The 26,548-nt window shown below is 32.5% G+C and carries 27 protein-coding genes; 11 read left to right on the top strand and 16 right to left on the bottom strand.

Annotated elements, in window-relative coordinates; translation table 11 throughout:
* Positions 1-150: 150 nt before the first annotated feature.
* The 5 genes from BT107_RS10595 to BT107_RS10615 all read right to left on the bottom strand — a co-directional run bounded on the left by BT107_RS10595 (position 151) and on the right by BT107_RS10615 (position 5,055).
* Entirely contained in the window at positions 151-1,581 is a 1,431-nt protein-coding gene (locus BT107_RS10595) for a DUF3526 domain-containing protein (protein WP_072303745.1), read from the bottom strand.
* A 1-nt stretch (position 1,582) separates the two neighbouring features.
* On the bottom strand, positions 1,583-2,986 hold the full coding sequence (locus tag BT107_RS10600; protein WP_072303746.1) for a DUF3526 domain-containing protein: 1,404 nt from the start codon (positions 2,984-2,986) through the stop codon (positions 1,583-1,585).
* Positions 2,983-3,699 (bottom strand): ABC transporter ATP-binding protein, encoded by a 717-nt coding sequence (locus BT107_RS10605; RefSeq protein WP_072303747.1) that lies wholly within the window; start codon positions 3,697-3,699, stop codon positions 2,983-2,985. The genes BT107_RS10600 and BT107_RS10605 overlap by 4 nt, the downstream gene beginning before the upstream one ends.
* A gap of 198 nt (positions 3,700-3,897) precedes the next feature.
* On the bottom strand, positions 3,898-4,269 hold the full coding sequence (locus BT107_RS10610) for a hypothetical protein (protein WP_139254309.1): 372 nt from the start codon (positions 4,267-4,269) through the stop codon (positions 3,898-3,900).
* A 321-nt stretch (positions 4,270-4,590) separates the two neighbouring features.
* A complete protein-coding gene (locus tag BT107_RS10615) occupies positions 4,591-5,055 on the bottom strand; it encodes a CBS domain-containing protein (RefSeq protein ID WP_072303749.1) in 465 nt (154 codons plus the stop codon).
* A 120-nt stretch (positions 5,056-5,175) separates the two neighbouring features.
* Between BT107_RS10615 and BT107_RS10620 the strand changes: the two genes are divergently transcribed.
* From BT107_RS10620 to BT107_RS10630, 3 genes are all read left to right on the top strand, one after another.
* The gene (locus tag BT107_RS10620) at positions 5,176-7,455 is read left to right on the top strand and encodes a M28 family peptidase (protein WP_072303750.1); all 2,280 of its coding nucleotides are present in this window, start codon (positions 5,176-5,178) and stop codon (positions 7,453-7,455) included.
* Positions 7,452-8,255 (top strand): SDR family oxidoreductase, encoded by an 804-nt coding sequence (locus tag BT107_RS10625; protein WP_072303751.1) that lies wholly within the window; start codon positions 7,452-7,454, stop codon positions 8,253-8,255. The genes BT107_RS10620 and BT107_RS10625 overlap by 4 nt, the downstream gene beginning before the upstream one ends.
* A 130-nt stretch (positions 8,256-8,385) precedes the next feature.
* Positions 8,386-8,766, top strand: coding sequence for a hypothetical protein (locus BT107_RS10630; RefSeq protein ID WP_072303752.1), 381 nt, complete (start codon positions 8,386-8,388; stop codon positions 8,764-8,766).
* Positions 8,767-8,826: 60 nt separating this feature from the next.
* Here the strand turns inward: BT107_RS10630 and BT107_RS10635 are convergent, their stop codons facing one another.
* The 9 genes from BT107_RS10635 to BT107_RS10675 all read right to left on the bottom strand — a co-directional run bounded on the left by BT107_RS10635 (position 8,827) and on the right by BT107_RS10675 (position 16,620).
* Positions 8,827-9,753: a DUF3078 domain-containing protein gene (locus tag BT107_RS10635; protein ID WP_072303753.1), complete on the bottom strand. Its 927-nt coding sequence runs from the start codon at positions 9,751-9,753 to the stop codon at positions 8,827-8,829.
* Positions 9,754-9,822: 69 nt separating this feature from the next.
* The gene (locus BT107_RS10640; protein ID WP_072303754.1) at positions 9,823-10,335 is read right to left on the bottom strand and encodes a DUF2480 family protein; all 513 of its coding nucleotides are present in this window, start codon (positions 10,333-10,335) and stop codon (positions 9,823-9,825) included.
* A gap of 37 nt (positions 10,336-10,372) precedes the next feature.
* Positions 10,373-10,696 (bottom strand): DUF59 domain-containing protein, encoded by a 324-nt coding sequence (locus BT107_RS10645; RefSeq protein WP_072303755.1) that lies wholly within the window; start codon positions 10,694-10,696, stop codon positions 10,373-10,375.
* 53 nt (positions 10,697-10,749) lie between these two features.
* Complete coding sequence (locus BT107_RS10650; RefSeq protein ID WP_072303756.1) at positions 10,750-11,172, bottom strand: SufE family protein; 423 nt, start codon at positions 11,170-11,172, stop codon at positions 10,750-10,752.
* A gap of 94 nt (positions 11,173-11,266) precedes the next feature.
* Complete coding sequence (locus tag BT107_RS10655; RefSeq protein ID WP_072303757.1) at positions 11,267-12,493, bottom strand: aminotransferase class V-fold PLP-dependent enzyme; 1,227 nt, start codon at positions 12,491-12,493, stop codon at positions 11,267-11,269.
* Between the two features lie 29 nt (positions 12,494-12,522).
* Positions 12,523-13,839 carry a Fe-S cluster assembly protein SufD gene (sufD, locus tag BT107_RS10660; protein WP_072303758.1) on the bottom strand — a complete coding sequence of 439 codons (1,317 nt, stop codon included), beginning with the start codon at positions 13,837-13,839 and terminating at the stop codon, positions 12,523-12,525.
* Between the two features lie 77 nt (positions 13,840-13,916).
* Positions 13,917-14,669 carry a Fe-S cluster assembly ATPase SufC gene (gene sufC / locus BT107_RS10665; protein WP_072303812.1) on the bottom strand — a complete coding sequence of 251 codons (753 nt, stop codon included), beginning with the start codon at positions 14,667-14,669 and terminating at the stop codon, positions 13,917-13,919.
* Between the two features lie 101 nt (positions 14,670-14,770).
* Positions 14,771-16,216, bottom strand: a complete 1,446-nt coding sequence (gene sufB, locus BT107_RS10670; RefSeq protein WP_072303759.1) for a Fe-S cluster assembly protein SufB — start codon at positions 16,214-16,216, stop codon at positions 14,771-14,773.
* A 74-nt stretch (positions 16,217-16,290) separates the two neighbouring features.
* Positions 16,291-16,620: a HesB/IscA family protein gene (locus tag BT107_RS10675; protein WP_072303760.1), complete on the bottom strand. Its 330-nt coding sequence runs from the start codon at positions 16,618-16,620 to the stop codon at positions 16,291-16,293.
* 222 nt (positions 16,621-16,842) lie between these two features.
* Between BT107_RS10675 and thiL the strand changes: the two genes are divergently transcribed.
* Complete coding sequence (thiL, locus tag BT107_RS10680) at positions 16,843-17,898, top strand: thiamine-phosphate kinase (protein WP_072303761.1); 1,056 nt, start codon at positions 16,843-16,845, stop codon at positions 17,896-17,898.
* A 3-nt stretch (positions 17,899-17,901) separates the two neighbouring features.
* On the opposite strand, the gene BT107_RS10685 is transcribed toward thiL, so the two are convergent.
* Positions 17,902-18,159, bottom strand: coding sequence for a hypothetical protein (locus tag BT107_RS10685; RefSeq protein ID WP_072303762.1), 258 nt, complete (start codon positions 18,157-18,159; stop codon positions 17,902-17,904).
* A gap of 253 nt (positions 18,160-18,412) precedes the next feature.
* Between BT107_RS10685 and brnQ the strand changes: the two genes are divergently transcribed.
* The 4 genes from brnQ to BT107_RS10705 all read left to right on the top strand — a co-directional run bounded on the left by brnQ (position 18,413) and on the right by BT107_RS10705 (position 22,776).
* Complete coding sequence (gene brnQ / locus BT107_RS10690) at positions 18,413-19,693, top strand: branched-chain amino acid transport system II carrier protein (protein ID WP_072303763.1); 1,281 nt, start codon at positions 18,413-18,415, stop codon at positions 19,691-19,693.
* Positions 19,694-19,793: 100 nt separating this feature from the next.
* On the top strand, positions 19,794-20,741 hold the full coding sequence (locus BT107_RS10695) for a tetratricopeptide repeat protein (protein WP_170854728.1): 948 nt from the start codon (positions 19,794-19,796) through the stop codon (positions 20,739-20,741).
* A 3-nt stretch (positions 20,742-20,744) separates the two neighbouring features.
* Positions 20,745-21,533 carry a lipoprotein insertase outer membrane protein LolB1 gene (gene lolB1, locus BT107_RS10700; protein WP_072303765.1) on the top strand — a complete coding sequence of 263 codons (789 nt, stop codon included), beginning with the start codon at positions 20,745-20,747 and terminating at the stop codon, positions 21,531-21,533.
* 13 nt (positions 21,534-21,546) lie between these two features.
* Positions 21,547-22,776: a murein hydrolase activator EnvC family protein gene (locus tag BT107_RS10705; protein ID WP_072303766.1), complete on the top strand. Its 1,230-nt coding sequence runs from the start codon at positions 21,547-21,549 to the stop codon at positions 22,774-22,776.
* A gap of 67 nt (positions 22,777-22,843) precedes the next feature.
* Here BT107_RS10705 and BT107_RS10710 read toward each other — a convergent pair whose 3' ends face one another.
* Positions 22,844-23,251 carry a hypothetical protein gene (locus BT107_RS10710; RefSeq protein ID WP_139254310.1) on the bottom strand — a complete coding sequence of 136 codons (408 nt, stop codon included), beginning with the start codon at positions 23,249-23,251 and terminating at the stop codon, positions 22,844-22,846.
* A gap of 82 nt (positions 23,252-23,333) precedes the next feature.
* Here BT107_RS10710 and BT107_RS10715 point away from each other — a divergent pair, with 82 nt between their 5' ends.
* From BT107_RS10715 to BT107_RS10725, 3 genes are all read left to right on the top strand, one after another.
* On the top strand, positions 23,334-24,227 hold the full coding sequence (locus tag BT107_RS10715) for a tyrosine-type recombinase/integrase (RefSeq protein WP_072303767.1): 894 nt from the start codon (positions 23,334-23,336) through the stop codon (positions 24,225-24,227).
* Between the two features lie 71 nt (positions 24,228-24,298).
* The gene (locus BT107_RS10720; RefSeq protein ID WP_072303768.1) at positions 24,299-24,868 is read left to right on the top strand and encodes a Crp/Fnr family transcriptional regulator; all 570 of its coding nucleotides are present in this window, start codon (positions 24,299-24,301) and stop codon (positions 24,866-24,868) included.
* Between the two features lie 61 nt (positions 24,869-24,929).
* Positions 24,930-25,943 carry an NAD-dependent epimerase/dehydratase family protein gene (locus BT107_RS10725; RefSeq protein WP_170854729.1) on the top strand — a complete coding sequence of 338 codons (1,014 nt, stop codon included), beginning with the start codon at positions 24,930-24,932 and terminating at the stop codon, positions 25,941-25,943.
* Positions 25,944-26,548: the final 605 nt, after the last annotated feature.

Below are 26,548 nucleotides of genomic sequence, written 5' to 3' on the forward strand. Positions count from 1 at the left end.
TAATTTTAACCTATTTCTTTCTTTTTTTACACCTACACCAAAAGACCTGTGTTATTTAGTTACCAACAAGTTATAATATTAAAGTAAAAAAATAGGCATGCGTTATAAAACACACACCTATTTATAGTACTACAACTTACGTTTAACTTGTTAAGAAATTATGGTTCCTTTTTTAATCTTTTTAACAAACACCTGCTTACCTATAAAAATAAATATCACTGAAAAAATAAGTAATACAACTACTTTTAATAAAATCGAACTATTTGTTGGTGGCTCGTATGTAAAACTAGGAATTTTTTGATAATCGTTAGATGTAAAATTCTTGTTACCATACAATAAAGGCTTAAAAAAGTTGCGCCATTCTTTAGAAAACAAAGCAACCTGGTTTCTGTAACTTTGATAGTGACTTGTAGATGTATGTGCAAGATTATTAAAACTTTGCTGCATAAGTATTGCTGGTGAGCTATACTGCCACAATCTAACCCAGTCTTGTTGTTTTGTTAGCTGATCTTCATAAGAATTAATTAAAGGCTTTAATTCTTCTTCTACCAATTCTTGAGAAGCTATATACTTATGCCAAAAAGAATAATTACCATTACCTTCTTTTGACGCATACTCTGGATGATCTCTTAAAAAATTATCCAATATTTTGTCTTGCTTGCTAGATAATTCTTCTTTTAACTCTCTTACTTCGGTAATCATTTTAGTTCTGGATGGTATTGGGTAAAATGAGTTTGCCAATTGCCCAACTACTGCCGGAATAATTAAAATTACAAAAACCCAAATTGCCAATAGACTTACCGCATTTTTAGCCGAATTATTCACCACTAGGTTAACTAATAAAACAATAGTAAACCAAAAAAGTATGTAAGCAAAAACCAAAGATAGTAGCTGAAAAAATTGAAAAAAGTTAGCGCTAAAATCGAACCCAAAAAGCAACAACGTAATTGTAATAACTACAAGTGTAATTAAAGTTAACCAAAAGAATCTAAGCGCTGTCTTTTGCAATATCCATTGGTAAATAGATATTGGCTGTGAGGCCAATAGCTTTAAAGATCCGTATTCTTTTTCTTCTGATAATATATTGTAACTAAATGCAATTATAATTAGTGGCAGTATGTAAATAATTACAAAAGACAAATCAAAAGAACCAAAAAGCAATTGTATAGGATTTGCCAGTTCAGAATAGTCTAAAGTAAAGCTATCTCCATAAGCACTAGGTTTTATAAAGTGCGTAAAAAGATCACTTTGTCCTGTAGCTATAAAAGTTAATGGTTCTGCTGGTATTGCCGCAACTCTAGGGTAATTATAAGCAACATTCATAGGCATATTTGGCATCATTCTAGGACTTACACTTACCTGCAACCCTCTCTCTAAAGAGTCTAGCACTTTTACCATTGCTGCATCCTTATCATTTGCCTCCAGAACAACTTTTTCTAACTCTTGTATACGCTCACTTACCTTTTCTTTTCCATTATATCCTGCAAAAAGAACTACTACCAAAAGTATAAGTGACAAAAGTAAAAGCCATCTGCTGCGTAGCAAAGACTTTAATTCATATTTAAAATTATATCTAAACATTTTAATATTTTTTATTGGTGAAAAATAATAGTCCAGCTGTTAACACAACCCAAATTAAAAGCACAAAGAATACATTTGTATTTTGCTTGTAAACCTCTTCAAAAGTTGGACCTTCATACTCAAACTCTTTAAGCTTACTCCACGTATCTGCAGGAGCAACATAACGCTCGTTATATTTAGAGTTTTTTTCTGTTGTACCATTTAAAAATCGTTGCACATCTACTCTATACGCCTCAGCTGCTTCTGTAAACCTCCAATGAGATTGGTAATCTGTGTTGGCAATAGCCATTGATAAAAAGCGTGTTGGTAAAAACGGGGATATAGACGATACTGTTTTATAAACATCACCTTGGTTTTTGGCTTTTTCTTTTAAAATATTGTAATGTTTAGCGTATACTTGAGCCTGATACTCTTCACTTCTTTGCATTAAATAAGCACTAAAATTAAAAGGCAATTTATGTACACTATCTACTTTATGTTCTTTTAATACTTGCGCCTGTAGTTTTTGAGATTCTTCACTCCAAGGATTATGACCATCTAAACCTTGTTTGCTTTCATTTGCAATTTGCTCATTAAACTCTTGATGTGAAGGATACGGATATTTAGCATCTGCCAAATTACTTGCCACTTTAGGAGCAACAAAACAAGCTAAAACCCAAAACACTAAATTAATTACAAGTGCAATACCAGACTTTTTTACCTTAGATGATATAAATAATACCACATTGGTAAATATTAAATAGTACAGCAAATACACTATATACAATGCAAAAAACTCTTTCCACTCAAATAAGCCAAAATCGTTTAAACTAGTTAAGACTATAGCTGCCACAGTAAACAAAATAGTAGTTATTGCCATTATAGGTACTAAAGCTGCCAACCACTTACCTAAAAACAATTTCCAACCAACAACACCCTGACTTTTTAATATAAAAAAAGTACTACCCTCTATTTCTTTTGAAAAAATGTTATATCCAATTAAAATGATAATTAATGGTATAATATAGAGTAATATAAAATCTGGTGTTAATGCTCCAAACCTAGACAATGCCGTTTGGTCTGCAGCATCACTAAAAGCAGCTTCGTTTCTGTTGTGTGCTTCTAAAAAGACTGAAACTCCAGTGTATTTATCTACACCTTGATCTATTAAAGATAAAGGAGACTTAGGCTTAAAAACATAATTACCGTAATGCGCAGCAGAATGCGGATTTTTCTCTCCTTGAGATTCCCAAACTTTACGCTCATTTGCCTTAGCTTCATTATAAAGCGCTGTTGTATTTTTATACTGCTTAAAAGTGATAAAAAACGCCACTAAAGCCAATAAAAATACAATTGCCGAAGAAATTTTAAAACGCCCATCTCTTAAAATTTCTTTAAGTTCTTTTTTAACTATGTAACGTATCATATTGCTTCATTGTTTAGGGTCATTGTTTCTAAATACACTTTCTCTAAATCTTGCAATGTAATTTCATCATTAGAAAAATGATGCATTAAAACACCTTGCTTCATAATACCAATGTGCGTTCCTATTTCTTTAGCTCTAAAAATGTCGTGTGTTGCCATAAGTATAGCTACTTTAGCTTGTTTCATACGCTTTAGCAACTCACCAAACTCATTACTAGATTTTGGATCTAAACCAGAGGTTGGCTCATCTAACAACAATACTTTAGCGCCTTTTGCAATTGCTAATGCAATACCAACTTTTTGTCGCATTCCTTTAGAGAAAAACTGCACACGCTTATCAAATGCTTCTTGCTGCAAGCCTGCTTCTTCTAAAAAATCTTTAAGTTCTGTTTTAGAGAAACTTTTACCTCCAATGCCTAAAAAATAATCTAAATTCTCTATAGCTGTTAGTGTTGGGTAAAGCATTAAATTCTCTGGAATATATGTTAAATATGGCTTTGTTTTTTTAGGATTTTTAACCACATCTAACCCATTAATATAAGCCGTACCAGATGTTGGCGTTATAAAGTTTAGCAGTAAATTAATAGTGGTAGATTTACCTGCACCGTTTGCTCCAAGAAGACACAAAATCTCTCCTTCTTTTATTTCAATATTTAAATTATTTAGAGCGGTAAAATCGCCGTACTTCTTAGTTAAATTACTTGTTTTAATCATTTTGAATATTGTTCAGGTTTTGTATTTTTTAAAATTCTAAATTATCTAGAAAATGTAGGATAAATAGCGGTACATTAACTTTAGAAAACCCTAAAGCAATGAAAAAAATAAGATGTACAAACGCAGCACAAGTCTGCCTTACAAACATTTATTGTTCGTAAAAAAGCAATGTGTAAATTACGTTTTACTAAAAATAAGTTAAACCGCTAATACTGTAGCAGGAGGTGCTCTAAGAGAGCTATTACTCAGTAAGTATAAGAATGTGTAAGGCGCTACATATTCTGTGTTAGAGTAATGTGTTAGTGTAGGTTTTATTATTTGCAGCTTATTTTCATTAGCTACAACTACTTTAGTTAATTTAAATTGATGACAAAGCAAACAATCATACACCGCTGTAGTAAATTCGGTGTTTTCTATAACTAAAGGACTAATATCTTTATCCTTAGAATCTAAAGCTGCGTAATGATTATGATTGTGTGGTTCTGAAAAATTATGAAATACATAACTAGCCTGACTTACTAAAAATAGCAAGCAAAAGAAGATAGCAATATGTTTTCTAAAAAAATTCAACCTCTATTAATTATAAAATATCATCATAAATTTGCGTGGCAAATTAGACAATAAAACATAGCCCTATTTTTAAATTCTGTTAATTTTTTCTAAAATTTTAAGAAAACCATAGCAAAATACCTATTTCTATGCACAATACACAAACAAATAAGGTGTATATTGTAAAATAATGTTAAAACAAATCTGTTCTTTTTATGTTAACTAAGAAATCTTATTTCTAAAAGAATAATAAATGAGAGTTAAAAAGTGTAACACGTAGATACAAAAAATGGCTTCTGGGGACAGAAGCCATTCATAAATTAATAGAAATCATAAGGTGTACTATTTATAATTTTGTCCGTTTAGTTTTAATGCTGCCACAACCACATCTTTACGGCTTAGTTGCCCAACTAAAATATCATCTTTAAGTACAGGAAGCCTTCGTCTGTTGTGCTTTGCAAAAATACCTGCGGCATCAAAAATACTTATGTCCGGAGAAATAAACTCTACATCTATAGTCATAAAATTCTCAACACTTTTATTTAGAATAGGCTGATTAAAATAGCGGCTTTCCGAGATTTGTTTCATACAATCTGCTTCAGAAATAATACCTACTAAAAATCCGTTATCATCTAATACTGGTCCACCTGAAATATTGTGCTTGGTAAACAATTCCATTACTTCTAAAATAGATTGATTAGGCTTAAAGGTTACTAACTTTTTAGTCATATAATCAGCAACTAAAATTGGCGCCTCAAATTCCTTTTTTACAGTTTTCCGTACTCCCTGAAAGCTTTTAATTCCCATAATGTTTGGTTTTAGGTTAATCTTAAATCTAGTGATTATTAATGAATTATCTAAATAAATAGCGATAAAAACATCAAATTTCTATAATTTTATAACTTGAACACAGAAATACGCAAAAAAATGAGCAAAATAGCAAGAATATTAACTCTAGTTCTTTTAGTACTAGCAACTTACTGGAGTTTTAAAGCCATAATGCCAACATATACAGCAGATAGTAACGCTGCACCCACTTCTTTTTCTACCGACAGAGCCCTAAAACACGTTAAGGAAATTAGTAAAGAGCCACACGCATTAGGATTTGAAGCACACACAGATGTAAAAAATTATATTATAGCAGAACTAAACAAGTTAGGATTAAAAACTAGTTTACAAGAAGGCTATGCTGCTGACGATTGGGGAAACTTAGCTTATGCTACTAATATATTAACTCGTATTAAAGGCAAAAGCAATAAAAAAGCATTGTTATTGCTTTCTCATTACGATAGCAACCCACATTCTTCTCTTGGTGCTAGTGATGCTGGTAGTGGTGTTGCAACGATTTTAGAAAGTATACGTGCGTATGTATCAGAAAATAAAACACCCGAAAACGATATTATTATTTCATTTACAGATGCAGAAGAGCTAGGTTTAAATGGAGCCAAGCTATTTGTAAATAATCATGCTTGGGCAAAAGATGTGGGACTTGTTTTAAATTTTGAAGCTCGTGGATCTGGCGGTCCAAGTTATATGTTAATAGAAACTAACCAAGGAAACAGTAGGTTAATTGAAGAATTTACAGCAGCTAATCCAGAATATCCTGTTGCAAACTCATTGGCATATAGCATTTACAAAATGCTTCCTAACGATACAGATTTAACTGTTTTTAGAGAAGATGCAGATATACAAGGTTTCAATTTTGCTTTTATAGACGATCATTTTGACTATCACACAGCACAAGACACTCACGAGCGTTTAGATAAAAAAACACTAGCTCACCAAGGAAGTTACCTAATGCCGTTACTGCATTATTTTGCAGATGCAGACTTAACTGCATTAAAAAGTACAGAAGACAATATTTACTTTACTGTTCCTATTTTTAAAACAGTTTCTTATCCCTTTAGTTGGATATGGCCTTTGTTTGCAATTGCTGTACTATTATTTATAATTTTAATAGTCTACGGACTCAAAAACAAAACCCTAGATGCAAAAGAAATAGCTACCGGTTTTGCGCCACTTTTAATATCACTAGTACTAACCGGTATTGTTGGGTATTTTAGTTGGACAGTCCTAAATGCCATATACCCACAATACAGAGACATTTTACACGGCTTTACCTATAACGGCTACACATATATTGCTACGTTTACTCTATTTACACTTGCCATTTGCTTTTATATCTATCATAAATTCAAAAAAATAGAAACTGCCAACTTAGTAGTTGCTCCTATATTTATTTGGCTTCTGCTATCGGGACTATCTGCTAGTTTATTACCTGGCGCTAGTTACACTATTGTGCCTGTTTTTGCATTGCTTGCTTCTTTTATGATTGTTAGCAACCAAAAAAAACCTAATGCTTACTTATTGGTAATTCTTGCTTTACCAGCAATAACCATATTTGCTCCTTTTGTAAAAATGTTTCCCGTTGGCTTGGGCTTAAAAATGTTGGTTGCAACAACCGTATTAACTACATTATTGTTTGTTGCTGTTCTGCCTGTTTTTGGTTTTTATAAGCATAAAAATCGTTTAGCATTTTTATTATTTCTCCTAAGCATAGTTGGCTTTACAATGGCACATTTAAATTCAGGTTTTTCTAAAGACAATGCAAAACCAAGCAGTTTGTTATATATATTAGATGCTGATGCAAAAACTGCAAAATGGGCTACATACGACTCTTATCTAACAAATTGGACAGCACAATATATAGATGAGACCAAAACAACAACTAATAAAATTGCCAGCACCACAATTAGTAGCAAATACAACTCTAATTTTAATTATGTTGCTAATGCACCAATTAAAGATATAGCGGCTCCTAAAATTGAAAAAACGTTAGACACCATAATTAACAACAAAAGACATTTAAAAATTTGCGTTACACCACAACGTAATGTTAACCGTTTAAATGTTTATAAAAACAATGTAAATTTAATATCTGCAACAGTTAACGGAGTTCCGTTTTCTAATTATACATTACTAGATACAACTCGTAAACTTGCTACACATTATATTACGAATAACAATTACACAGAAATAAATCTGGTTCTAGAACCAAACACTCCTTTAGAGTTAACATTTTACGAAGCATCTAATGATTTACTTACAAATAAAAGTTTTAGTATTCCCGCTCGTCCTAAAGAAGAAATACCAATGCCCTTTGTATTAAACGATGCCATATTAATTATTAAAACAATTCAATTTTGAAAACTAAAATAGCAGTTTTTGGCTGCGGATGGCTTGGATTACCACTTGCCCAATCTTTACAACAAAAAGGATATACTATTAACGGCAGTACCACCTCTAAAGAAAAAATAAATCTTTTAAAAGATTCAGGTATACATCCTTTTTTAGTTGACTTAAATGATACCAATTTTATAACAAATTTAGATTTGTTTTTAAATGATGTAGAGATACTTATCATTAACATTCCGCCTAGAATGAAAACAGGTGATGCAACAAACTACTATCAAAAAATGAAACTTGTACACCAATGTGCCAAGGCCGCAGGTGTAGATAAAGTAATTTTTGTGAGTAGCACATCTGTATACGGAAACATAAATGGCGATGTTACAGAAAAAACAACTCCTAAGCCAGCTACAAACGCTGCAAAACAACTCTTAGATATAGAACAACTCTTTTTAAACGACAATAGCTTAAGAGCGACTATAATTCGTTTTGGAGGCCTAATTGGCAATGGCAGACATCCTATTCATCATTTAGTGAAGAAAGATGTGGTAGCAAACGGCAATCACCCTATAAATTTAATAGACATTACAGATTGCATATCGGTTATTACTCTAATAATTGAAAAAAACTACTGGAACGAAATTTTTAATGCAGTCTACCCATTTTATCCTACAAAAGAAGAATATTACACCCAAACAGCTAAAAATAAAGGACTTAAACCACCTCTTTTTACAAGCAATAAAAACGAGTCCGGAAAGAAAGTACTTTCTTACAACTTGGTTTCTGTTAAACTTTTCGATTTTAACACATCAGTATAACATAGTTTCACAACACTTTTTTAAAGTTTCACAACAAACCCATAGACCAAATGTTAATTACAGTCGTTGATTAACAGGTATTTGGCGATTAATTGGTAATTTAGGAGTATCAATTAATCAAAAAAAGAACATGAAAAATATAGAGTTAAAAATGAAGATAGAAAACGACATATACAGTTTAATTTCTTCTACTTGTTCTCAAAGAATAAATAGTAAAGCAAACGAACTGCATAAAGCTATTGTAAAAAAACACTACAATGCAACAGATGTCAGAATTGATTATTTTAGAAAGAGATTAGTTATGGATCTTGTTATAGACGATAGTACATATAACCCTAATACCATAAACACGTTTATACCTACCTTTAAAGCTAATTTTTACTATTTAGACCTTCAAGATTTTTTAAAGTCTTGTATAGCAAAAGACGATAGAAGTATTGCGTTTTACGCAAGTTTGTTACGGTCCTTAAATTTTTTGGACGAACATCATAAACTCCTCAAGAGTGCTTGAGTATAGAAAACAAAAAAGACCGCAAATTGCGGTCTTTTTTTATGCTGTATTTTAAACGTATTAAAATGCGTAGTTTAAACCTACCATCCAAAACGATTGTAATTTATTATCTACATCATCAAAAGAAGTTGCAGTAGCTGGAGTTTGAGCTAAAGAGTAGTTTAATGCCTCTTGCTTGTTACTTCTTAAACCAAAGTCAAAACCAACACCAATCATTTTCCAAAGTGTGTATCCAAAAGAGTTTGTCCAAGTTACGTTAGACAAATCTGAACTCTTGTAGCTTTGAAACATAGATAAGTTAGACTTAAAGTTTATTGCTCCTATTTTCTTAGTATAATCTGCTACAATTTTAGCACCTAAAGAAGACTCAAAAACAGCGTCGTTCTCTGCAAATACAAAGTTGTAGTTTAATGGGTGTATAACAACAATTAAATCTTCAATTGGAGTCCAAGTTGCACCAACACCTAAATCTAAGTAACCAGGATTGTTAAAGTTATTTAAGATTGTAGTTCTGTATTCTCCTAAACCAGAGATTGCAAACTTTTCAGATAATTTACGTCCGTATAGAGATGTAATCGTAAATACATCAGTAGTACCTTCAAACTTATCGCTATCTGCAGGATTATCTTTATCATCTAACTTTACCCAAGCAAGGTTTACGTTAGCAGAGTTTCTCCAGAAAAATTTCTCTTGCTTAAGGTTTGCGTAAGCATTTACTGTAAATCCTATGTTACCAGAGTTATTGTTAGGAGATCCTTGAGCATACCAGTTATCAAAACTAGAGATAGTACCACCAATAGTACCAAAAGCTCCTTTTTTCCAACCTGGCATAGCATCTAACTTAGCTTGTATAGCGCCTATTCTTCCCTGTATAGCTGCTACAGAATCTTTTTTAGCTGCTTGTTCCGTTTTTAATTCTTCTGCTGTTTGTGCAAAAGATACAGTTGCAACAAATAATAGTGCAGCTGTTAATACAATTTTCTTCATTTTATAGTATTTAATGGTTTAATGAAGCGCAAATGTAAGTATATTGTTCTTTAAAATAAAAATGTATTTTTATTTTCTCTTGTATAATGGTACAGACGAGCAAGCCTCACCGTACATTATACTCTTTGCATAAGGTTGCATTTTTGCCGTTGCCCATAAGTAAGCATTTGGCGGAACAGGCCTGTTGCTACACCCTTTAATTATTACGGGTTTATCTTTGTATATAGAAAAATCTAAACCAGATATAATCTCTTGATAAAGAGATGAATGCAACAACTCTAAATCTCCTTGCACTATATATTTTGCATACGGTTGAAGATTAGCAGCAACTAGCATATATGCCCATCCCGGAACTATAGCATCTGTAGAGCAATATACAGCTACATTAGCATCTTTATATTGCTCCCAATTGTGCTCTACAATGTAATTTCTAAAGTCTTTTTCTTTTAAAATAAAACCTTCAAAAAGCCAATCTTTTATATCTAAAAGCTCTTTTTTACCTTGCGGATAGTAATCTTCAAGGTCAAAAGTAACCAGTTTAGAACCCGCTACTCTATTTATTATTTCTTCAGATTGAGCCATAACTTAAGTTTTAAATACAAATGAAACCGTCTTCTACTTAAAGAAGCCCAAGTTCTAATTTAGCTTCTTCACTCATTAATTCTTGTGTCCAAGGCGGATCAAAAGTAATTTCTACCTCTGCTCCTTTTACTAAATCTAGTGACTTAACTTTCTCTTCTATCTCTACAGGTAAAGATTCTGCAACTGGGCAATTTGGCGACGTTAAAGTCATTAATATTTTAACATCGTTATCTTCATTTACAAAAACATCGTAAATTAAGCCTAACTCGTATATATCTACTGGTATCTCTGGATCGTAAATAGTTTTTAAAACCTTTACTATTTCTTCTCCTAAATCGTGTGTATCTACTGCTTCACTCATAACTTTTATAGCTATTACTTGTTGTTAGCCTAAGCTAAAACTATTTCTTTGTCTTACTTAATTTGCGTTTGGTATGCTATGGCGTACATTTTTATCTGCTTTATCATACTTACCAAACCATTTGCTCTTGTAGGAGACAAGTGTTCTTTTAAACCAATTTCATCTATAAAATTAGTATCTGCTTCTATAATATCTTTTGGGTGTTGACCACTAAAAACACGAATTAAAATGGCTATAATACCTTTGGTAATAATAGCATCGCTATCCGCTGTAAAAGAAAGTACGTCTTGTTCTAAATCTGCGTGTACCCAAACTCTACTTTGACAACCTTTGATTATATTATCATCAGTTTTGTATTGTTCATCTATTAAAGGCAATGACTTTCCCAGATCTATCATATACTCATAGCGCTGCATCCAGTCATCAAACATAGAAAACTCATCTACTATCTCTTCTTGTATTTCTTTAATTGTCATAATTACTTCTTAGTCTTCTAAATGAGAAGAATTTATTTAAAACAAAAATACGATAACAAAAGTGCTTATCAAATTAGCGCTTGGTAATTAACTTTTATTGAAGCATTGCTACAGCTCTTTTTACGCCAGCAACCAAAATATCTACTTCTTCTTTTGTATTGTAAAAACTAAAGCTAGCTCTTACTGTACCTGGAATACCATAAAAATCCATTATAGGTTGTGCGCAATGGTGACCTGTACGCACTGCAACACCTAATTTATCTAAAATAGAACCAATATCGTATGGGTGAATGCTACCTACATTAAAAGATATAACTGCTGTTTTATTTGCTGCTGTACCGTATATTTTTAATCCGTCTATAGCTAATAATTCTGCTGTTGCATATTCTAACAACTCGTGTTCATAACTAGCAATGGCATCAAAACCAATAGCGTTCATATAATCTAAAGCTGCACCAAAAGCAATACCTCCACAAATATTAGGCGTACCAGCCTCAAATTTATGCGGTAAACCTGCGTAGGTTGTTTTATCAAAAGAAACCTCAGCTATCATCTCTCCACCTCCTTGATAAGGCGGTAGTTTATTTAACCATTCTTCTTTACCATATAACATACCTGCACCAGTTGGACCGCACATTTTATGAGCAGATACAACATAGAAATCTACATCTAATGCCTGTACATCTGCTTTTATGTGCGGTGCCGCTTGCGCACCATCTATTAAAACAGCTGCACCAACATTGTGTGCAGCGTTTATAATTTCTTTTATTGGATTAACTGTACCTAATGCATTAGAAACGTGATTGCAAAAAACTAATTTAGTATTACTAGACAGTAATTTGTAATATGCCTCTAGCTCTAATTCCCCATTAAGGTTCATAGGTATTACCTTTAAAACAGCACCAGTACGCTCGCATAACATTTGCCAAGGCACAATATTAGAGTGGTGTTCTAAGGCAGAAACAATAATTTCATCTCCTTTTTTTAAGAGCGATGAAAAACCGTTTGCAACTAGGTTAATACTATGAGTTGTGCCAGCTGTAAAAATAATTTCGTGCGCCAATTTTGCATTAAAATGGTGCTGAATTTTTATTCTAGCTTGCTCATATTTATCTGTAGCTTCTTGAGAAAGTGTATGTACACCTCTATGAATATTTGCATTGTAACCACTGTAATAATCTACAATAGCATCTAACACTTGTTTTGGTGTTTGTGATGTTGCTGCATTATCTAAATACACTAAAGGCTGCCCATTTACAGTTCTACTTAAAATAGGGAAGTCTTTGCGTATTGCTTGTATATCTAGGGTTGTTTTCTGCATAATTTTATAAGCTAACAGATTGTATATTTCTACAAATCGAATCCTAAATTAACACCTAATTTATTAGCTATTAATTTATTAATTCTAACTTTTAATTCCGGTATACGTACGCTTTCTAAAACGTTGTTTGCAAATGCATACATTAGTAATGCTCTTGCTTCTTTTTTAGGTATACCTCTAGACTGTAAGTAAAACAAAGCTTCTTCATCTAATTGACCAATAGTACAACCGTGAGAACATTTTACATCATCTGCAAAAATCTCTAATTGTGGTTTTGTGTTAATCGTAGCTTTATCGCTTATTAATATGTTGTTGTTTTGCTGAAAAGCATTTGTTTTCTGTGCAATTTTATCAACTATAATTTTACCATTAAATACACCTGTAGAACTATCTGCATAAATACCTTTATAATCTTGGTGACTTTCGCAATTTGGTTCTATATGATGTACTAATGTATGGTGATCTACGTGTTGTTTATCCCCGATAATAGTAATACCTTTCATAGTAGAGTCTATACGCTCTCCATTTTGGTAAAAGTTAAGATTGTTACGCAATAACTTACCTCCAAAAGAGAAAGTGTGCACTTTTACGTGACTACCATCTTTTTGATCTACGTATGTATTATCTACTAAAGAAGCAGAGTCAACATCGTTCTGCACTTTGTAGTAATCTACAATTGCATTTTTAGCCGCAAAAATTTCTGTAACAGAGTTTGTTAACACCGCATTGCTTGTTAAACTCTGGTGACGCTCTATAATTTGCATTTCAGAATTTTCTTCTGCAATAATTAAATTACGTGGTTGCAACATTAAAGCAACATCATTACCAGTAGAGAAATGTATAATTTCTATTGGCTTTTTAGGTACTTTATTTTTAGGTATATATATGTATGCTCCCTCTCTACTAAATGCAGTATTTAAGGTTGTTAAAGACTCGTCTTTAGAAGCTACTTTATTAAAGTAAACATCTATAACCGCCTTGTACATAGGTTTTGTTAATGCAGAACTCATTAAACAAATATCTACGCCATCATGGGTAGTTTCAGACAAGTTAGAACTAAATACACCGTCTATAAATACAATTTTATAAGTATCTATTTGGTGAATAAAGTATTTTTTAACGTCTTTATATTCTAAAGAACTCTCCTTTTTAGGAAAGATGCTAAAGTCAATTTTTTGTAAGCCGTTTAACGAAGTGTATTTCCAGGCTTCCAATTTTTTAGAAGGAAAACCTTTAGTCTCAAAATTCTTTATAGCTTCTGTACGCACATCATGCACTGGGTTGTGCACATCTACATTATTTTCGAAAGCTAAAAATGAAGAAACTAATTTATCTTTTAAATCCATATTCTTTAGTATTGAGTAGTAAGTATTAAACAAAGAGGTACGTTGTGGTACCAATCAAATTTTAATCTTAGTACTTTTTAAACTGCCGCTTCTTGCTTAATCCAATCGTAACCTTTTTCTTCTAACTCCATAGCAAGCTCTTTAGTTCCAGATTTTACTATTTTACCGTTATATAAAACATGTACAAAATCTGGCACTATATACTCTAACAAACGTTGGTAGTGTGTAATAACAACAACAGCATTGTCTTTACTCTTAAGTTTGTTAACACCATTAGCTACAATACGCAAGGCATCAATATCTAAACCAGAATCAGTTTCATCTAAAATAGCTAGTTTAGGCTCTAACATTGCCATTTGAAAAATCTCGTTACGTTTTTTCTCTCCTCCAGAAAAACCTTCGTTTAAAGAACGAGATAAGAATTTACGATCTATTTCTAATAATTCAGATTTTTCACGAATAAGCTTTAGCATATCCTTAGCCGGCATATCTTCTAAACCTTTAGCTTTACGAGACTCGTTAATAGCTGTTTTCATAAAGTTAGTTACAGAAACACCTGGAATTTCTACTGGGTATTGAAATGATAAGAAAACACCGTTATGAGCTCTTTCTTCTGGAGAAAGGTCTTCAATATTTTCACCATTTAAAAAGATATCACCTGCAGTTACCTCGTAAGTCTCATTACCAGCTATAACAGAAGCCAATGTACTTTTACCAGAACCGTTTGGTCCCATGATAGCATGTACTTCGCCAGCACCAACTTCTAAGTTAATCCCTTTTAATATCCCTTTGCCTTCTACACTAGCGTGTAAATCTTTAATTTTAAGCATTTTATCGCTACTTTTATGTTCTTTATTATTCTTTTCTTTTTTTAGGGTAATTTTTATCAATCTAAAAACACCCAACATGTTTCTTTATTAGAGAAACAAGCTTAACCTACAGATCCTTCTAAACTAATTTCTAGTAGTTTCTGAGCTTCAACAGCAAATTCCATTGGCAATTTGTTTAGTACTTCTTTACTAAAACCATTTACTATTAATGCAATTGCTTTTTCTGTATCTATACCACGTTGGTTACAATAGAAAATTTGTTCTTCACCAATTTTACTTGTTGTAGCCTCATGTTCTATCATTGCCGATTTGTTTTTTACTTCTATGTAAGGGAATGTATGTGCACCACACTCATTACCCATTAAAAGAGAATCGCACTGAGAAAAGTTACGCGCATTATCTGCACGGCTACTTACTTGTACCAAACCACGATAACTGTTCTGAGATTTACCTGCAGATATACCTTTAGAAATAATAGTACTTCTAGTGTTTTTACCAAGGTGAATCATTTTTGTACCTGTATCTGCTTGCTGGTAGTTATTTGTAACAGCAATAGAGTAAAATTCTCCAATAGAATTATCTCCTTTTAAAATACAAGAAGGATATTTCCAAGTTACAGCAGAACCAGTTTCTACTTGTGTCCAAGATACTTTTGCGTTTTTCTCGCACAAAGCTCTTTTAGTCACAAAATTATAAACACCACCCTTACCTTCTTTGTTTCCTGGGAACCAGTTTTGTACGGTAGAGTATTTAATTTCTGCATCGTCCATTGCAATTAATTCTACAACAGCTGCGTGTAATTGGTTTTCATCTCTAGATGGCGCAGTACAACCTTCTAGGTAACTTACATAACTTTCTTCGTCTGCAACAACCAAAGTACGCTCAAACTGACCGGTACCTGCCTGGTTAATTCTAAAATAAGTAGAAAGTTCCATTGGGCAACGTACGCCTTTAGGAATGTAACAGAAAGAACCATCTGTAAATACTGCAGAGTTTAATGCTGCATAAAAGTTATCTGTAGTTGGCACTACAGTCCCCATATACTTACGTACTAATTCTGGATGTTCTTGTATAGCTTCAGAAATAGGCATAAAAATAATACCTTTTTCTGCTAATGTCTTTTTAAATGTAGTAGCAACAGAAACAGAATCTACTACTATGTCTACAGCAACATTTTGTAATTTCTTTTGCTCGTCTATAGAAATACCCAATTTCTTGTACATTTCTAACAACTCTGGATCTACATCCTCTAATTTTTTATTTGGATCTGCCTTTTTAGGAGCAGAATAATAACTTATTGCCTGAAAATCTGGTTTCTGATAATGAACATTTGCCCATTCTGGTTCTTCCATTTTTTCCCAAACACGGTAAGCTTCAACTCTCCAATCTGTCATCCATTTTGGTTCGTTTTTCTTTTTAGAAATAGCCCTAACAATATCTTCACTTAATCCTATAGGAAAAGTGTCAGATTCTATGTCTGTATAAAAACCGTATTCGTATTCTTTGGTTTCTAGCTCTTTCTTTAACTCTTCTTCTGTATATGCCATATCACCTTAATTTGCTAATTAAAAAATATTTCTATTAGCTAATTCTTAACTTATTATCTTTCTATTACAGCTAATTATAACGAAAAACTCTCGCCACAACCACATGTTCTTTGTGCATTTGGGTTATTAAACACAAAACCTTTTCCGTTTAATCCTCCAGAATACTCCAAAGTAGTTCCTACTAGATATAAAAAACTTTTTTTATCTACTACAATTCGTACTGCGTTATCTTCAAAAACTTTATCTGTTTCTACAATAGATTTATCAAAGTCTAACTCGTAAGACAAACCACTACATCCACCGCTTTTTACTCCAACACGTACAAAATCTTTTTCAGCATCAAAGCCGCCTTCCGTCATTAAATCAATGACTCTCTTCTTCGCTGTTTCTGAGACTTTTATCATACTATTTTTAGTTTAAATTAGACCTTAACTCAAATTTTATTTGGTTTAGTTCTAAACAATTTACAAATATAGTGTATAAGTAGGGTTTTACCATACATCCTAACATTAATATAACGAATGATATTATAAGAATTCTCTATTTCTCAAAAAAGTTAATCTATATTAAAATTCTTTTATACCCAAAAAGCATATTTTGTATAATATCCTTATTATTTTTGCAGTATGTTAGACGATAAAAACCCAAAGAGAACATCTCTTGAAGAATTAGGCGAGTTTGGTTTAATTAACCACCTTACTAAAGACTTTACTATTAAGCAAAAATCTACTCTAAAAGGTATTGGAGACGATGCTGCTGTTTTAGACATTACAGATAAAAAAATTGTAGTTTCTACAGATTTACTGATAGAAGGCGTACATTTTGATCTTAGTTATGTACCCCTAAAACACTTAGGCTACAAGGCTGTTATGGTAAATTTATCTGACATTTATGCAATGAACTCCGTTGCTACACAAATTACGGTTTCTATTGCTGTTTCTAACAGGTTTCCGTTAGAAGCATTAGAAGAATTATACAGTGGTATTGCACTTGCTGCAAAAACATATAATGTAGATTTAATTGGTGGCGACACCACTTCTTCTACCAAGGGAATGCTCATTAGCGTTACTGCTATTGGGCAAGCCAAAGAAGAAGATTTAGTTTACAGAAATGGCGCAAAACCAAACGATTTATTAGTAGTTACTGGTGATTTAGGTGCTGCCTATATGGGATTACAGGTTTTAGAACGCGAAAAAGAAGTTTTTAAAGTTAACCCAAATAGCAATCCGGATTTGTCTATGTACACTTACATCGTAGAAAGACAATTAAAGCCAGAAGCACGTAAAGATGTTGTGCCTTTGTTAGATGCCTTAGGTGTTAAACCAACATCTATGATAGATATTAGTGATGGTTTATCTTCTGAAATTTTGCATTTATGCGAAGAAAGCAATGTAGGTTGTAATTTATTTGAAGATAAAATACCGTTAGACCCAACTGTTATTAGCTCGTGTGAAGAGTTTAAAATTAACAGCACAACTGTTGCTTTAGGTGGCGGCGAGGACTACGAACTTTTGTTTACTATAGACCAAAAAGAATTCCCAAAAATAAAGGGGAACCCAAACCTAACTGTTATAGGGCATATGACAGATAAGAATGAAGGGGTACACTTAATTTCTAGGAATAATACTAAAATTCCGATCACCGCGCAGGGATGGAATGGACTTTCTAAAGATGAACAATAACAACTAAGCCGCGTGTTGCGGAGCAGTGTGTTGGTGTTTTTTCTTGTATACTTTTTGTAAGGTATTGTTAATGTCTTCTAACTCTGGTGTTAGTTCTGACAAATTACCGGTTACGTCTGTTGTTACTTGTTTTTTACAATGAATACACTCGTACTCGTTAATATGCGATGTTACTTTTTTAGTTACTGCGTAATAATGACCAAAAATGCCGCAACATAATGTATTAAACACTGAACCTGAAGTGGCTAAAACTTTTTTCATAGCTTGTAGGTTTTAAACAATGTTTGGGTGGGACCAGGCACTGTAAATATTAATTTTAAATTTGAGTAAAAACTACTTTTTATAGATAGTCTTTTTTATTAAACGCACACTTGTAAAGATTATTGAGTCCTTGTTAATTTTTTCTGTAAAAATTCATTTTTTTCGATGAAATGCACAAAAATTTATGAACATCAAGTAGTTTGATGGTTGTTTATAATGTTTTATCTTCCCCTAAAAATACAACATACTTGTAATGAATAATACCAAAGAAACTCTAGTAACTGCGTTTGCATTGTTTTCGCTCTTTTTTGGTGCCGGAAACCTTATTATTCCTCCTTTTATAGGACTTAACTCTGGTGAGTGGTGGTGGCTAGTTGCTATTGGTTTTTGTATTTCTGCCATAGTAATTCCTATTCTTGGCATATTTGCACACGCAAAATTACAGGGAACTATTTTTGATTTTGGAAAAAAAGTATCTCCTGCTTTTGCCCTTGTATACTCTTTACTTATATATGCCATAGCAATAATTTTTCCTGCTCCAAGAACAGCATCTGTAACACACGAAATTGCAATTGCTCCTTTTTTTGATATACCCTCTATATACACAAGCATTGTCTATTTTGCTTTGGTATTGGTTTTTGCACTTAATAGATCTAAGATACTAAACATACTAGGTAAATTTTTAACACCTGCTATTCTCTTTATATTACTTGCTATAATTGGAGTTACCGTTTTTACGTCAGACTTTACATTTGATGCAACAAACATTACCAATCCTTTTACCTCTAGCATTTTAGAAGGCTACCAAACGTTTGATGCCATTGGCGCCGTAGTAGTTGGTGGTGTACTAATAATCTCTATCAACCTAAAAAACAAAGACATATCTTATACAGATCGTAGAAGTTTAGTGCGCAAAGCTGGTTTATTTGCTGGCTTAGGGTTGTTATTAATTTATAGCGGATTAATACTTACCAGTGCATTATTACACAGTAATTTTGATGCAGATATTACCAGAACAGATCTTTTAAATGCAATTAGCCACACTACTCTAGGCAATGCAGGAAACAAGTTTTTAAGTATTTTGGTTGCATTAGCCTGTTTTACAACTGCAATTGGTATTGTAACTGGTACCGCAGATTTTATAAAAGACAGATTTAACAACTCTAACAAAGCGTATACCATAACTGCAGTATCTGGCTGTGTACTTGGTGTTTTAATGGGGCAATTTAATGTAGACTATATCATTGCAGTTGCCGTACCAGCACTTATGTTTATTTACCCAATAACTATTATTTTAATAGTACTAAACGTTTTGCCAGACACTTATACTACACCAAAAGTTTTTAAAGCTGTTGTTTTTGTAACCATCTTATTTAGTGTTCCAGATTTTTTAACTAGCATTGGTGTTACTAATATTGCTGAGTTTACTACTGCATATTTACCATTAAGCGCTTATAGTCTAGGCTGGGTACTGCCTGCTGCTATAGCTTTAGTGATCGGAAACTTAAGTCGTGAGAAAACCACCACGGTATAATATTTGCTCTTTATTTAAAATCCTGAGCCAATGGCAGTAATACCATTTGTTTTTTTAATAATTTTACAGACCTATGAGTCCTATTTATAAATCTTTTTTAATGGCATTTTTAGCAGCAACCTTTATGTTTGCTAAGACTGGCTATGCGCAAGAAATAGAAAATAGTGCAGATGTGTTTTTAGAAGAATACTCAGACGAGTTTCAAGAAGCTTTTTTTGAGGGTATTAAGCAAAAAAGTATAGAAAACCACGACAGAGCAGTAAATAGCTTTTTAGTTTGTCAAAAATTAGAACCAAACAACCCTGCTGTAGCTAATGAGTTAGCCAAAGCATACATAGAAAATAAACAGTACCCTTTAGCACAAGAGCAAGCGGAGTTGGCTTTAAAAGAAAATCCGGGTAATATGTGGTACTTACAGTCGCTCTATATTTCTTTAAAAAAACAATACAAAAATGTTGATGATTTAAAAGAGATTGTGCCTTATGACAATAACACGCTAAAAGAAAACTTAGCCCACATTTTATACTTAGAAAACAACTATAACGAAGCACAGAATATCGTAGATGATCTAAAAGACAGTCCGTTTAAAACCGATATTAACGCAAAATTGCAAGCTGCTAATGCCCAAAGAAGCACTAGAAGTTTTAGTTTTTCTACTTCTGGCAGCACAGCCAAACCAACAAAAACAACAACAAATAGCACGCAAGCCACAACAACAAGCAGAAATAGCAATTCTGCATACAATTACAAAAGTCGATTACAGTTTATTGTAAAACAAAAAAATTATGTTTTTTTAGAATCTACAGCTAAAGAAGCAATAGAAAGTTACCCATCTCAACCCTACTTTTATTATGCCTTAGGTGTAGCTTATAACGGAAAAAGAAAACACAGAGATGCCATAGAAACATTAAAAACAGCATTAGATTATCTGTTAGACGATATTAGGTTGGGTGATGATATTTACAGAGAAATAGCTGCTGCGTATACTGCAATGGGCAACCCTGCTAAGGCAAATATGTACTTGGCTAAAGTAAAATTTAAACGATAAAAAATGATTAAATATCTTCAGATACTTCCCAAAATAACAATAGCATTAGTTGTTGCCGTATTCTTTGTTTCGTGTAAGTCTAAAAAAATAATTTCGGATACATCATCCAACGGAAAAAAATTAAACACAAGAACATTAGTTAAAAACCATTACGCAAATACTTTAGATTTTAAAACGCTACGCGGCAGATTAAAAATAGATTACACAGATGGCAGCGACTCTCAAGGCTACACCGTTAGTTTTAGAATGGAGAAAGACAAAGCCATATGGCTTAGTGCAACGCTTGGTGTGGTAAAAGCATATATAACACCTACTAGAGTTAGTTTTTACAACAGATTACAGAACGAGTATTTTGATGGTGATTTTACGTACCTAAGTAACTTATTGGGAACAGATCTAGATTACCAAAAAGTACAAAACCTATTGCTTGGAGAATCTTTGTTTGATCTGCGAAAAGAAAAGTACAATACCGTAGAGCATAACAACCAGTACCAATTGTCTCCTAAAAAAGCAAATGAACTATTTATGACTCTATTGCAAATAGAACCAAACAATTACAAAGTAGCGGGTATGCAATTAACTCAACCACAAAAAAGTCGTGTTTTAGATGTACAGTACAAAGACTACCAACAAATAGATAAGAAATTGGTACCTAACGTTATAGACATCTATGTAAAAGACAAAGAAAAAGAGAATACTATAGAACTTACATTTAAAAACATAGAACTAAATAAAAGTTTTAAATTGCCATATAAAATACCAACTGGTTTTAAAGAAATAGTTCTAGAATAATTAAACATATAAAATGCGTTACCTTAAGTTAGCTACATTACTTTTAGTACTACTGTCTGGATCTTTTTTGTTTGCACAAACCAACGAACAAAAGGCTTTAGAGAAAAAACGTGCGCAATTACAAAGTGATATTAGAGCTATAAACAGACTATTGTTTGCAGAAACAAAAGAAAAAGGTACTGTACTGGACCAAATGGAAAGTTTGGAACAAAAGATTAACGCGCAACAGCAATTAATTAGAATTACCAATCAGCAATCTAACCTACTAAATCGTCAAATAAATGCCAATGTGCGTAATATTGGTACGCTTAAAAAAGATTTACTAGCCTTAAAGGACGATTATGCACAAATGATACAAAAATCGTATCAGAACAAATCCCAACAAAGCAGGTTAATGTTTCTACTATCGTCAGAGAATTTTTTACAAGCCTACAAACGTTTGCAGTATATAAAACAATATACACAATACCGCCAAGAACAAGGATTGTCTATTGTTGCTAAAACAGATACTTTAAAACTTAAAAACCAAGCTTTAATAGACCAACGAAAGTTAAAGGAGCAGTTGTTAAAAGAAAACGTAGTAACCAGAAAAGAATTAGAAAAGGAAAAGAACGCCAAAGACGCTCTTTTAAGCACTATTAAGAAGAACGAGAGCAAATACACCGCAACTATTAACAAAAAGAAATCTGAAGCACGTAGAATAGACCAGCAGATAGAAAAACTAATACGCTCTGCCATAGTTGCAACAAACAAAAAAACTACCGGAAAAACAGCTTCTAATACAAGTAGTACTAAATTTGTATTAACACCAGAAGCCAAAGTAGTAGCCAATAATTTTACTGCCAACAAGGGCAAACTTATATGGCCTGTTGCAAAAGGATTTAAAAGCAAAGGTTTTGGTGTGTATAAAGATGCTGTTTACCCTGGTATAAAACACCAAAACAACGGTGTAATAATTGCTGCGGATAAAGGCACAAAAGCACGCTCTATTTTTGAGGGTGAAGTTATTGCCGTACTAGCAGTACCAGGCGGTAACAAAGGCGTACAAATTAAGCACGGTAACTACATTACAACCTACTACAACCTATCTAGCACTTATGTAGAAAAAGGGGATAAGGTTACTGCAAAACAAGAAATAGGAGAAATAGCTACTAATAAATTTAATGGACAAACGTTATTAAAATTTTACCTCTACAAAGATGTTAGTAAGCTTAACCCAGAGGAGTGGATTTACCAATTGTAATTTATGGTATTTAAAAATTGGTTTATTTTTATAGACTCTTAAGCAAATACCGCTTCAACTTATATGCTTATTTTGTAATTTTAATACTCCAAGGATTGTACGTTAAGTTATTCATATATTCTTGTTGGTGAACAATTAGCATTTTATCTACTCCATTTTCTTTTATAGGCAAATACCCAAACTCATAACAAAAAAAATAGGCTCCTGTTTTAAAAGGATACATATGCGTAAACAAATCTATGCGGTAACCTTGCTTTATTAAAACCTCCTTTTTAACTGTACTCTTTCCGCTTGGGCAAAAATGAGCTAATAGACTTCTGTTTTTTCTTAACGCACTATTTATTTTCTGTATACTTATTTCATGCAGTGGTCTGTTTGTATTGTGATAGGTGCTTCTGCATTCTGTATCACAGAATTTCTTATCGGACCTACCCACAAGTTCTTTACTACAGGATAAACAAAATTTCATTTTCATAATTCGTATTATTAGACGTTTATATACGTATGTAAACGCTTAAATATAAGCTTTTTAACTACATTTAATTCATTTTTACAATATGAAGCCAAAAATAATAGCCACACAAGTACTTAATACTAAAGAAATTAAACCAGATTATGCACTGGCCATGTCATTAATGCATCAAAAACTAGTGCTAAAAAACTACAGCAAAAACACCACTAAGACCTATATACATATGTTTAAGCAGTTTTTAGCATATATGTATCCTATGCCTTTACACCAGGTTTCTACTGCACACATAATGTATTACCACCAAGAGCTTGTAACAAAACGGAATGTGTCTGCCTCTTACCAAAATCAAAGTATAAATGCCATAAAGTTTTATATTGAAAAGGTTTTAAAGTTACCTAAAGTACAGTATGATTTTTGCAGACCCAGAAAAGCCAAAACACTACCTAAGGTGCTGTCTTTACAAGAAGTAGCAGACATTATAGCTGCAACAAACAACATAAAACACAAAACTATTTTTAAGGTGATATACGGCTGCGGATTAAGAATATCTGAGTGTATAAATCTTAAGGTTGAAGACATAGACTCTAACAATATGCGCGTTTGGGTAAGAAATGCAAAGGGTAGCAAGGACAGAATTACTTTATTGTCTCCCACAATGCTAGAGCAATTGCGTGCATATTATATGCTATACAAACCAAAAGAGTGGTTATTTGAGGGGGCTGACGGCAAACAATACAGTGCCTCTAGCATACGACAGGTTTTTAACAGATCTAAAAAGAAAGCTAAGGTACATATGCCAGCCACAGTGCACACATTAAGACATTCTTTTGCAACACATTTACTAGATGCCGGCACTAATTTAAGGTATATACAACAATTATTGGGACATAATAGCTCTAAGACTACAGAGATTTACACACACGTTAGTACGACTAATCTTATAAATATTACAAGTCCTTTAGAAATGTTACCTAAATAATATATATTTGAATAGTAAATAAACGCAATAAACTGCGTTTACTAACTAGTTATATACCATTACAAAACAAAATGGAAAATCTAATTAATTACATACAATCCAGAGTTCCTTTAACTCAAAATTATATTGATTTAATCAAAAAGTACTTTGTTTCTGAAGAAGTACCAGCTCAAACTAATTTTTTAAAAGCAGGAAAAGTTGAGCGATATATTTATTTTTTAGATACTGGAATTGTAAAAGGATATCAAAATATTGACGGGAAGATTATCGTACAGCATCTTGTAGCAGAACAAGATTTCTTCACATCTTTAGATAGTTTTATGACAGAAACACCGTCATTAGATTATTACGAAACTGTAACAGAGTCAAGAGTTTTAAAAATATCAAAACCTGATTTTGACATTTTACAAAAGGAAACAGAATTTTGGGCAATATTTGTCAAAGAAGTAACCAATGAACATTTAAGTTGCAAACTAGAGCGTGTTAAAGATTTTCAAATTTTAACAGCAAAAGAACGTTATCTAAAATTTGTAAATCAGTATCCAAAATTAGCTTTGAATGTATCTATTGACAATATAGCTTCTTTCTTAGGAATGGAACCTCAATCTTTAAGTCGGATTAGAAAACAAATCGCTTTCTAACAAATGTTATTTCTAACCTCTTAAAAGGTATCGAAATTTGCTCAAACAAAATTTAATAATTATGAGCAAAGAAATTTCATTAGTAACAGGAGGAAATGGACATTTAGGAAATAATCTAATTAGGCTTTTACTTTCCAATAACCAAAAAGTAAGAACAACAGTAAGAAACATTCATAAGACTGAACCTTTTAAAGGGTTAGACTGTGAAGTTGTTCAAGCTGATATTACCGACAGAGAATCTCTTAAAAAGGCATTTCAAGGGGTCACAAATTTATATGCAGTAGCTGCTAATTTTAGTATGTGGGCTAAAAATCCTAAAACTGAAATTTATGATAATAATATGCAAGGAACACAAAATGTGTTTGACATTGCTAAAGAATGTGGCATCAAAAATATCGTTTATGTAAGTTCAGTAGCTAGTTTGGATTTTACTAAATTACCAGCAAATGTGGACAATGGATATAACAAAGACAGACGAAACTGGTATTACAATTCTAAAAATGATTCAGATAAACTAGCATTAGAATTGGGTGAAAAATACGGTATTAGAACTGTTCTTGTTTTACCTTCTGCTATGATTGGGGATAAAGCTTATAAATTAAGTTATTCTAACAACCTTGTATTACAAGTTTTAAATGGAGAAATACCTGTAGACACGAACGTAACTTTAAATTGGGTAGATGTAAAAGATGTAGCTTCTGGTCTATATAATGCTATGCAAAAAGGTAGAAATGGAGAACGTTATGTTTTATCAAACGAACAACACACTACGTTACAAAAAACAGTAAAAATAGCATCAGAATTATATCCTGAACTGAAATTAAAAATGCCTAAAAAAGTACCAAAATGTTTGTTGTACTCTGTTGCTGGTTTAATGGAATTTAGCAGTAAAATTACAGGTAAAGAACCTTTATTACAAAGACATTACTTGGATATGTTTTACGGTTTAAAGCAAGATTATGATATTAGTAAATCAAAAAAAGAATTAGATTTTAATCCTAAACCTTCAAAAAAAGCTTTGGAAGATGCTTTGAAATATTTGAAAACCGATTGGAAAAAAGAAAACGGTATATAACAAGGTATAAAAAACATAGGGCTTTTTTTGCTAAACCCAAAGGTCTGCGCATATTAACAAAGTCCGCCAAACCGAAACCTATCGCTTATCACCTGCCCTACGTTTCTTATACTGAACGTTGCCATTCATGGCTCACTCAGCTCTAAAAAATATATAAACGAGCTTAAAAGTGGTTTAAAAAAATCTCACTCAACTGACTTCTGACCATTCAAAGCGCAACTGTTACGTGCGACTGACTTTACTCTTGCGAAAAAACATCTGACTTTTGACAAACGTAACGCAAGGTTTACGCACGACTGACTTTGCTCGTGTTCTAAAATTCTAGGTTTTGAGAAAATAAACGTAACTATTTCGTAAAATAAGTCCGACAAAAAATACCACGCATGGCAACATTGTATAAAAATAATGCTTAGTTTAGTGCCTAACCAAGAGTTAATGCTCGTTTGCTTGCATCTGATTTTCCTTCGGAAAATCCTCGCACACAAACTACGCACTATTCTTATACGTAACCGTTGGCAATAATTAAAACCAAATGAGAAACTTTCTTATTCTATTGATGTTTTTTACTTTCAATAAGCTTATTTCACAAGAAATAATTGGAATGA

The organism is Cellulophaga fucicola (assembly GCF_900119145.1).
GTDB classification, from domain to species: Bacteria; Bacteroidota; Bacteroidia; order Flavobacteriales; family Flavobacteriaceae; genus Cellulophaga; species Cellulophaga fucicola.

What these genes read in the sequence shown, in the direction of transcription:
- BT107_RS10595 (WP_072303745.1), bottom strand. Translation starts at nt 1,581, where the DNA reads ATGTTTAGATATAATTTTAAATATGAATTAAAGTCTTTGCTACGCAGC.
- BT107_RS10600 (WP_072303746.1), bottom strand. Translation starts at nt 2,986, where the DNA reads ATGATACGTTACATAGTTAAAAAAGAACTTAAAGAAATTTTAAGAGAT.
- BT107_RS10605 (WP_072303747.1), bottom strand. Translation starts at nt 3,699, where the DNA reads ATGATTAAAACAAGTAATTTAACTAAGAAGTACGGCGATTTTACCGCT.
- BT107_RS10615 (WP_072303749.1), bottom strand. Translation starts at nt 5,055, where the DNA reads ATGGGAATTAAAAGCTTTCAGGGAGTACGGAAAACTGTAAAAAAGGAA.
- BT107_RS10620 (WP_072303750.1), top strand. Translation starts at nt 5,176, where the DNA reads ATGAGCAAAATAGCAAGAATATTAACTCTAGTTCTTTTAGTACTAGCA.
- BT107_RS10630 (WP_072303752.1), top strand. Translation starts at nt 8,386, where the DNA reads ATGAAAAATATAGAGTTAAAAATGAAGATAGAAAACGACATATACAGT.
- BT107_RS10635 (WP_072303753.1), bottom strand. Translation starts at nt 9,753, where the DNA reads ATGAAGAAAATTGTATTAACAGCTGCACTATTATTTGTTGCAACTGTA.
- BT107_RS10640 (WP_072303754.1), bottom strand. Translation starts at nt 10,335, where the DNA reads ATGGCTCAATCTGAAGAAATAATAAATAGAGTAGCGGGTTCTAAACTG.
- BT107_RS10645 (WP_072303755.1), bottom strand. Translation starts at nt 10,696, where the DNA reads ATGAGTGAAGCAGTAGATACACACGATTTAGGAGAAGAAATAGTAAAG.
- BT107_RS10650 (WP_072303756.1), bottom strand. Translation starts at nt 11,172, where the DNA reads ATGACAATTAAAGAAATACAAGAAGAGATAGTAGATGAGTTTTCTATG.
- BT107_RS10655 (WP_072303757.1), bottom strand. Translation starts at nt 12,493, where the DNA reads ATGCAGAAAACAACCCTAGATATACAAGCAATACGCAAAGACTTCCCT.
- sufD (WP_072303758.1), bottom strand. Translation starts at nt 13,839, where the DNA reads ATGGATTTAAAAGATAAATTAGTTTCTTCATTTTTAGCTTTCGAAAAT.
- sufC (WP_072303812.1), bottom strand. Translation starts at nt 14,669, where the DNA reads ATGCTTAAAATTAAAGATTTACACGCTAGTGTAGAAGGCAAAGGGATA.
- sufB (WP_072303759.1), bottom strand. Translation starts at nt 16,216, where the DNA reads ATGGCATATACAGAAGAAGAGTTAAAGAAAGAGCTAGAAACCAAAGAA.
- BT107_RS10675 (WP_072303760.1), bottom strand. Translation starts at nt 16,620, where the DNA reads ATGATAAAAGTCTCAGAAACAGCGAAGAAGAGAGTCATTGATTTAATG.
- thiL (WP_072303761.1), top strand. Translation starts at nt 16,843, where the DNA reads ATGTTAGACGATAAAAACCCAAAGAGAACATCTCTTGAAGAATTAGGC.
- BT107_RS10685 (WP_072303762.1), bottom strand. Translation starts at nt 18,159, where the DNA reads ATGAAAAAAGTTTTAGCCACTTCAGGTTCAGTGTTTAATACATTATGT.
- brnQ (WP_072303763.1), top strand. Translation starts at nt 18,413, where the DNA reads ATGAATAATACCAAAGAAACTCTAGTAACTGCGTTTGCATTGTTTTCG.
- BT107_RS10695 (WP_170854728.1), top strand. Translation starts at nt 19,794, where the DNA reads ATGGCATTTTTAGCAGCAACCTTTATGTTTGCTAAGACTGGCTATGCG.
- lolB1 (WP_072303765.1), top strand. Translation starts at nt 20,745, where the DNA reads ATGATTAAATATCTTCAGATACTTCCCAAAATAACAATAGCATTAGTT.
- BT107_RS10705 (WP_072303766.1), top strand. Translation starts at nt 21,547, where the DNA reads ATGCGTTACCTTAAGTTAGCTACATTACTTTTAGTACTACTGTCTGGA.
- BT107_RS10710 (WP_139254310.1), bottom strand. Translation starts at nt 23,251, where the DNA reads ATGAAAATGAAATTTTGTTTATCCTGTAGTAAAGAACTTGTGGGTAGG.
- BT107_RS10715 (WP_072303767.1), top strand. Translation starts at nt 23,334, where the DNA reads ATGAAGCCAAAAATAATAGCCACACAAGTACTTAATACTAAAGAAATT.
- BT107_RS10720 (WP_072303768.1), top strand. Translation starts at nt 24,299, where the DNA reads ATGGAAAATCTAATTAATTACATACAATCCAGAGTTCCTTTAACTCAA.
- BT107_RS10725 (WP_170854729.1), top strand. Translation starts at nt 24,930, where the DNA reads ATGAGCAAAGAAATTTCATTAGTAACAGGAGGAAATGGACATTTAGGA.